Genomic DNA, 6,580 nt, shown 5'->3' with positions numbered 1-6,580 from the left:
GGATAAAATCCTGTCCGCCTCTCTACGCTTGGTCGGAGTGCCGGGATTCGAACCCGGGGCCTCATGGACCCGAACCATGCGCGATACCAAACTTCGCCACACCCCGTTCACACGACGGATACTATTATAGCTGTCTTGCCGCCAGTTGTCAAGAGAGGAAATCTTCTCCGCATAGCAAAAGGCACGTCCGCATATACATGCTGTGAAATGCGTACAGAAGGGAAGATGCCGCTATGGAAACGGCCTATCAAAAGTGGGAAAAGCGGAGGCAGGAGCGGACGGGCGGGCATAGGCCGGCGCTGTCCCACCGGAGAAAAAAGGGCAGCGTGGCGCTGGGTCCGCGTGAGAAGCGCCGGATGGCGCAGTTGGCAGTATGTCTGGCGCTGTTTCTGGTGGTATTTATCGGAAAAGGAGTATTTCCAGGAAAGCTCGCGGAGGTACGGGAGACTGTTTTGAGCGCTATTCAGGCCGACACGGATTTCAAAGCTGCGTTTGCGAGCCTGGGCCGGTCGATCTCCGAGGGGGAACCGATTTTGGACACCCTGGGGGACCTTTGGGTGGAGGTCTTTGGCGGAGAGGCTGTCACGGTGCCGGACGGAGAGGGACAGGTGAGCACGCCCCTGTTCCGCGCCCAGGCCGCATTTCTCAGCGGCTTCCCCGCACGTGAGGATGCGGTGAGCCACTGGTTGGGGGAGGCTGGGAAGCCGGAGCCGGTCGCTGTAGAACCAGCGGAGCCCAATACCGTACCGGAACCCACTCCGGTTCCCACCGCCACGCCGGAGCCGGCCGTAGTCCATGTAGAGTACAACGGTCCCACGCTCCCGGACAACGCCACCATGGACCGCTACAATCTGAAAGCCTTGGGCGTGGGGGAGACGGTAACTCCGGCGCTGGGGTGGGTCTCATCCGACTTTGGCTGGCGGGAACACCCGGTAGACGGTGGTGAGAAATTTCACAACGGCGTGGATCTGGCAGTGAACGACGGAACGGATGTTCTGGCCTTTGCCGACGGAACCGTAGACTATATCGGCGACAGCCCGATTTACGGTCTCTACCTCCAGCTCAGCCACCCTGGAGGGCTGAAAAGCTTTTATGCCCATTGCAGCGAGCTGCTGGTTCAGCAGGGGCAGACCGTGGCGGCGGGAGAGAGGGTGGCCCTCTCGGGTGCCACCGGCAATTCCACGGGGCCCCATCTGCACTTTGAGCTGAAGCTGAACGGAGTGCTGCTCAACCCGCTCTATTATATCGAGACGAACTGAATGCTGAGATGGAAACGAGTTGAAATCAGCGCAGGCGCGCTGCTGCTGGGGGCGGCGCTCTACTATTTGGATGAACAGGGTGTACTGCTGATGGCCTTTTGTGCCTGTGCCCTGCACGAGCTGGGCCACTGGCTGGTCATCCGGGCCCTGGGCGGGCGGGTAACCGCCCTGCGCATCACCTGTGTCGGCGCGGAGATGCGTCTCTCCGCCCGCTGTCCGCTGGGCTACTGGCAGCAGATAGCCGCTGCGCTGGCTGGTCCGACGGTCAATCTGCTGGCCGCCCGGATGGCGGCCGGGCTTGGGACGGAGGGGGCGTACTGCTTTGCTGGGCTCAATCTGGCGCTGGCCGCATTCAATCTGCTGCCCGCTGTCCAACTGGACGGCGGGCGCATCCTCTGGTGTATCCTGGCGCTGCTGACCTCGGAGGAACGGGCAGAACGGCTGCTGCGGGTGCTCTCCTCCGCGCTGGCAGTGGGGCTGGTTCTCGGAGCGCTGCTGCTGCTCTGGCAGGGGAGGGGAAACCTCACTCTGCTCATTACCGCGCTTTGGCTGCTGGTGCCGCCTGCAGCCAAACCATGCCGAGGGACACGGATGGGATGAAAATTCTGCTTGCAATCCGTTGAGACTTGTGGTAAACTATTGCAGTCTCAATAAAGGGTGGTCCTCTGCGGCCGCCGCCAAAGGTAGGCGGCATCCATGGCTGCAAGAACACCTATAAACTAGGAGGAAGTTTTAAAATGGATCTCATGCAGGCGTTTAACAACAAGTACCTGAAAGCCGAGCCCCCTGTGGCGGAAGTGGGCGACACCGTCCGCGTTCACGTCCATATCAAGGAAGGAAACCGCGAGCGTATCCAGGTCTTCGAAGGCACCGTCATCGCCAAGAAGCACGGCGGCATCGAGGAGACCATCACCGTGCGCCGCATCTCCTATGGCGTCGGTGTGGAAAAGGTGTTCCCCATCCACGCTCCCACCATTGAGAAGATCGAGACCGTCCGCAAGGGTAAGGTCCGCCGCGCGAAGCTCTATTACCTGCGCGACCGCGTGGGCAAGAGCGCTAAGGTCAAGGAGCGCATCTGAGTCTTGGATATTGGGCTGTGGAGAGGCAACTGCCTCTCCACAGCCTTTTTATAAGTATTTCTTCTGCAATACTGAGGCTCACATCTCTATACCGCGGAGTATAATATGTGAAAAATAACAAATTTAATTTGCGTTTTTCCTTGATATGATGTATAAAATGTGATACGCTGTGATCATGAAGACTGGAAGGAGGGTAGGGGGCCGCACGCTGATCCAGGAATTTAGAAAGAAGAATATGATGAGGGAGGAACCATAATGTCACGCAGACGCATTTGTAAAGCTCTCGCCGCATGCTTAGTCCTCGCTACACTTCTCTCAGCATTCCCTGCAATGGCAGCCGGTACAGAGGCTGCCGACAGCGTATACCGCAACGGAAACATCTATACTGTGGATGAGGCATTTTCCAAGGCCACCGCGCTGGCGATCAAAGGCGACCGCCTGGTCTATGTAGGCGGTGAGGCCGGTGTGGAGGCTTACATCGGTCCCGATACCAAGGTTGTCGATTTGGGTGGAGAGACGGTCATTCCAGGCTTGGTGGAGGGACATATGCACGTGGCTGGCTTGGGCAGCAGTCTGATGAATCTGGACTGCTTCTGGATGCCTAAGCAGGCGATTTTGGATCTAGTCAAGGCGGCCGCCGAACAGGCAAAGCCAGGGGAGTGGATCCAGGGCCGCGGCTGGATGAACACAGTATGGGAGGACACCAGCTACCCTACAAAGGAGGAGTTGGACGCGGTTGCCCCAAACAACCCAGTATTCCTGACCCGGGCATGCGGGCATATGGGCTGGGCCAACAGCAAGGCCATCGAGTTAGCTGGGATTACCCCCGATACGCCAAATCCCCAGGGCGGCGAGTACCTGAAGAATGCAAATGGAGAGCTGCTGGGCTGTATGACCGATACCGCCATGAATCCCATCCGGGAGCTGATTCCAGAGCTGACGGTGGAGCAGATGCAGGAAGGCCTGCTGAAAGCGCAAGAGCAGCTATTCTCTTATGGGCTGACCTCTGCGATGGATGCAGGCAACAGCATTGAGGTATATAACGAGGTCTTTGTACCCCTGTATGAGTCCGGAGAGTTGAAGCTGCGCGTCTACGGGATGATTTCCCACACATCTGCCGCAGGAGAGACCGCCGAGTATTTGAAGAGCCATCCCATTGACAATGAGAATTACGAGCCTTTATACAACAATCATCTCAGTCTGCGCTGCGTAAAAATGTTTGCGGATGGGTCTTTGGGTGCCCGTTCTGCCGCCATGCTGGAACCCTACTCCGACCGTGAGGGCCATATCGGCGATTACCGCTATACACAGGAACAGGTGAACGAAGTCGTTAAGGTGGCCTATGACGCCGGTTATCAGATTGCGACCCACTGCATCGGTGACGGCGCCAACAACCAGATGATCAACGCCTATGAGGCAGCCATCAAGGCCAATCCCCGGGATGACCACCGTCTGCGCATTGAGCACTTCCAGATTGTGGCGCCCGCTGACATTGACCGCGCCATCAGCCTGGGAATTCTGCCCTCTATGCAGACCACACACGCTACCTCTGACATGCTGGTGGCGGAGGATCGCGTGGGTAGTGAGCGCATCAAGGGGGCCTATGCCTGGCGTACCATTTTGGACAAGGGCAGTGTGATTCCCAACGGCTCCGATGCTCCGGTCGAGCTGGTAAACCCCTACCACGGTATCTATGCAGCCGTGACCCGCACCAACCGCCTGGGTGAGCCAAAGGGCGGCTGGCATATTGAAGAGGCCATGACCCGTGAGGAGGCCCTGCGTTCCTTTACCAACTGGTCTGCCTATGCAGAGTTCAATGAGGATATCAAGGGTTCCCTGGAGGTCGGCAAGCTGGCGGACTTTGCAGTGATTGACCGTGATCTGATGACCTGCCCCGCAGAGTACATCAAGGACACCCAAGTGCTGCTTACCGTCTCCGGAGGTGAGGAGGTCTACCGCAAGGATGCCTCTGTTCCCACAGTGATGTGGAATGGCCTGGTTCAGTCCTTCAACAACAAGCTAGTTGTGGAGCCCGGGAAAATCTGGGTTCCTCTGAACGACATTGTGAACGGTATCAGTGCAGAAAAGCGCACAGAAGGCTCCAGCGTTCTGGTTACGCTGGATGGCAAGTCGGTTAAGCTGCCCGTCAAGACTGTGGACGGCGTAGAGTATGTCGCCGTGCGCGCCCTCTTTGAGGGCCTGGGCCGCAACGTGACCTGGTATGCACCCAGTAACTGCGTCTCCATCGGCTGGCTCAAATAGTACGATCCAAAGCCGCTAAAAAGTGTCCGGCCATTGGCCGGGCACTTTTTATGCGTCTTTGCCCTTTTCAAATACCGGAGCATTGTGTATAATACAAGAATATTCGGTAGAGAGGGTGAACGCGTGAATATTCAGTGGTATCCTGGCCATATGACCAAAACCAGGCGGCAGATCCAGGCGGATCTCAAACTGGTGGATCTGGTGGCGGAGATCATAGACGCCCGCATCCCTATCTCCAGCCGTAACCCTGATATTGACGAACTGGTGGGGGAGAAACCCCGCCTGATCGTACTCAACCGGGCGGATCAGGCCGATCCGGCCATGAACCGGGTATGGACTGACTGGTTCCGCAGACAGGGCTGGGCGGTGCTGGAGACCAACGCCAGAGACGGCAAGGGAGTTGGCCAGTTCTCCACCGTCATCCGGCAGGCGCTGAAGGAGAAGCTGGAGCAGTGGAAGGCCAAGGGGCTGGTGGGCCGCCCCGTGCGGGCCATGGTGGTGGGGGTCCCCAACGTGGGAAAGTCCACCTTCATCAACCAGGTGGCCAAGCGGAAGTCCGCCAAGGCGGGCAACCGGCCGGGCGTCACCCGGGGCAAACAGTGGGTAAGTGTGGATGCCGGGCTGGAGCTTTTGGATACCCCAGGCATCCTCTGGCCCAAGTTTGAGGACGAGACTACCGGCATCCATCTGGCCTTTACTGGCGCTGTAAAGGACGAAATCATGGATCTGGAGACCCTGGCCTGTCACCTCATTGAGCTGCTGGCCCGGCGCTACCCCCAGGCGCTGGCCGAGCGGTATAAGCTGGAGGCTGACCCAGGGCTGCCTGGCTGGGAGCTGCTGGAGCTCTGCGGCAAAAAGCGGGGCTTCCGGATCTCTGGCGGCGAGGTGGACACCGAGCGCATGGCGAAGGTGCTTCTGGACGAGTACCGCTCCGGCAAGCTGGGAAACTTGACATTTGAGACGCCCCAAGATCTGGAGAGCCGGGAGGCGGCCCATGGCAGAGATTGACCGCTGGGCGCTGGAGCGGGCCTGCTGGGCGAGGGGGATCGCCTTGGTGTGCGGCTGTGACGAGGCGGGGGCGGGCCCGCTGGCCGGCGCGGTCTACGCCGGGGCGGTCATTCTGCCCCCCGAGTGCTCCATTGAGGGACTCAACGACTCCAAGCAGGTGACGCCCAAGCGGCGGGATGCCCTGTACGACACGATCCGAACCGTGGCGGTGGCCTGGGCGGTGGCCCGGGTAGAGGCCGAGGAGATTGACGCCACCGATATCCTCAGTGCCCGCATCAAGGCCATGCAGATGGCCATCGACCGCCTGGAGCCCGCACCCGGCTTTGCGCTGATCGACGGCAACCGGGACCACGGCAAAACGGCGGCTATCCTCCTGGAGCACCAGACGGTTGTAAAGGGAGACAGCCTTTCGGCTTCGATCGCCGCAGCCTCTATCCTGGCCAAGGTGAGCCGGGACCGCTATATGGAGCAGATGGCGGAACGCTACCCGGAATATGAGTTCGAGCGCCACAAGGGCTACGGCACCAAGCGGCACTATGAGCTGCTGCGCCGGTACGGCCCCTGTCCCATCCACCGGCGGACCTTTTTGAAGAAGCTGTGAGCGGGGGAGAGGCAAAGCTGCTGGGCCGCTGGGGGGAGGCGCTGGCGGCGGCGGAGCTGCGGCGAAAGGGCTGGAAGGTCTTGGCGGCCGGATACCGCAGCCGGTTTGGGGAAATTGACCTCATAGCAGCTACTGACAAGTATTTATCCTTTATAGAAGTAAAGCTTCGGACGGAGGAGCGCTTTGCCCTCGGACGGGAGGCGGTGGATCGCCGGAAGCAGGCCCGCCTGCGCGCCACGGCGGAGCTCTATCTGGCGGAGCACCCGGAGGAGGCGCGCCAGCCCCGCTTTGACGTGGCGGAGATCTACGCCCCCCAGGGCACCGCCACCCGCCGCCCCCGGATCACCTGGCTTGAAAATGCATTTTAGGGG

The 6,580-nt window shown here is 59.7% G+C and carries 7 protein-coding genes and 1 tRNA gene; 7 read left to right on the top strand and 1 reads right to left on the bottom strand.

The features are described 5' to 3' along the window. Positions 1-29 precede the first annotated feature (29 nt). Positions 30-106: transfer RNA gene (locus tag ACESY8_RS10420), tRNA-Pro, on the bottom strand. A 127-nt stretch (positions 107-233) separates the two neighbouring features. On the opposite strand from ACESY8_RS10420, the gene ACESY8_RS10415 reads away from it, so the two are divergent. The 7 genes from ACESY8_RS10415 (at position 234) to ACESY8_RS10385 (ending at position 6,577) form a co-directional block, all read left to right on the top strand. Continuing rightward, a complete protein-coding gene (locus ACESY8_RS10415) occupies positions 234-1,259 on the top strand; it encodes a M23 family metallopeptidase (RefSeq protein WP_009256911.1) in 1,026 nt (341 codons plus the stop codon). Then, positions 1,260-1,859: a site-2 protease family protein gene (locus tag ACESY8_RS10410; RefSeq protein ID WP_054338321.1), complete on the top strand. Its 600-nt coding sequence runs from the start codon at positions 1,260-1,262 to the stop codon at positions 1,857-1,859. A gap of 137 nt (positions 1,860-1,996) precedes the next feature. Then, a complete protein-coding gene (gene rplS / locus ACESY8_RS10405; RefSeq protein ID WP_007488735.1) occupies positions 1,997-2,338 on the top strand; it encodes a 50S ribosomal protein L19 in 342 nt (113 codons plus the stop codon). 330 nt (positions 2,339-2,668) lie between these two features. Beyond that, positions 2,669-4,600 (top strand): amidohydrolase family protein, encoded by a 1,932-nt coding sequence (locus ACESY8_RS10400; protein WP_007488736.1) that lies wholly within the window; start codon positions 2,669-2,671, stop codon positions 4,598-4,600. Positions 4,601-4,723: 123 nt separating this feature from the next. Continuing rightward, on the top strand, positions 4,724-5,608 hold the full coding sequence (gene ylqF, locus ACESY8_RS10395; protein ID WP_009256908.1) for a ribosome biogenesis GTPase YlqF: 885 nt from the start codon (positions 4,724-4,726) through the stop codon (positions 5,606-5,608). Then, complete coding sequence (rnhB, locus tag ACESY8_RS10390; RefSeq protein WP_007488740.1) at positions 5,595-6,209, top strand: ribonuclease HII; 615 nt, start codon at positions 5,595-5,597, stop codon at positions 6,207-6,209. Before ylqF ends, rnhB begins: the two co-directional genes overlap by 14 nt. After that, positions 6,206-6,577 carry a YraN family protein gene (locus tag ACESY8_RS10385; protein WP_007488742.1) on the top strand — a complete coding sequence of 124 codons (372 nt, stop codon included), beginning with the start codon at positions 6,206-6,208 and terminating at the stop codon, positions 6,575-6,577. Before rnhB ends, ACESY8_RS10385 begins: the two co-directional genes overlap by 4 nt. Positions 6,578-6,580 lie beyond the last annotated feature (3 nt).

Source organism: Clostridium sp. ATCC BAA-442 (genome assembly GCF_964239415.1).
GTDB lineage: Bacteria > Bacillota > Clostridia > Oscillospirales > Oscillospiraceae > Flavonifractor > Flavonifractor plautii.
Note: the sequence above shows the minus strand (reverse complement) of the source record. Positions and strands in the feature narration are given on the sequence as shown.

Excerpts from the sequence above, each read along its gene's own strand:
- rnhB (WP_007488740.1), top strand. The coding sequence starts at position 5,595 with ATGGCAGAGATTGACCGCTGGGCGCTGGAGCGGGCCTGCTGGGCGAGG.
- ACESY8_RS10400 (WP_007488736.1), top strand. The coding sequence starts at position 2,669 with ATGGCAGCCGGTACAGAGGCTGCCGACAGCGTATACCGCAACGGAAAC.
- rplS (WP_007488735.1), top strand. The coding sequence starts at position 1,997 with ATGGATCTCATGCAGGCGTTTAACAACAAGTACCTGAAAGCCGAGCCC.
- ACESY8_RS10415 (WP_009256911.1), top strand. The coding sequence starts at position 234 with ATGGAAACGGCCTATCAAAAGTGGGAAAAGCGGAGGCAGGAGCGGACG.
- ACESY8_RS10410 (WP_054338321.1), top strand. The coding sequence starts at position 1,260 with ATGCTGAGATGGAAACGAGTTGAAATCAGCGCAGGCGCGCTGCTGCTG.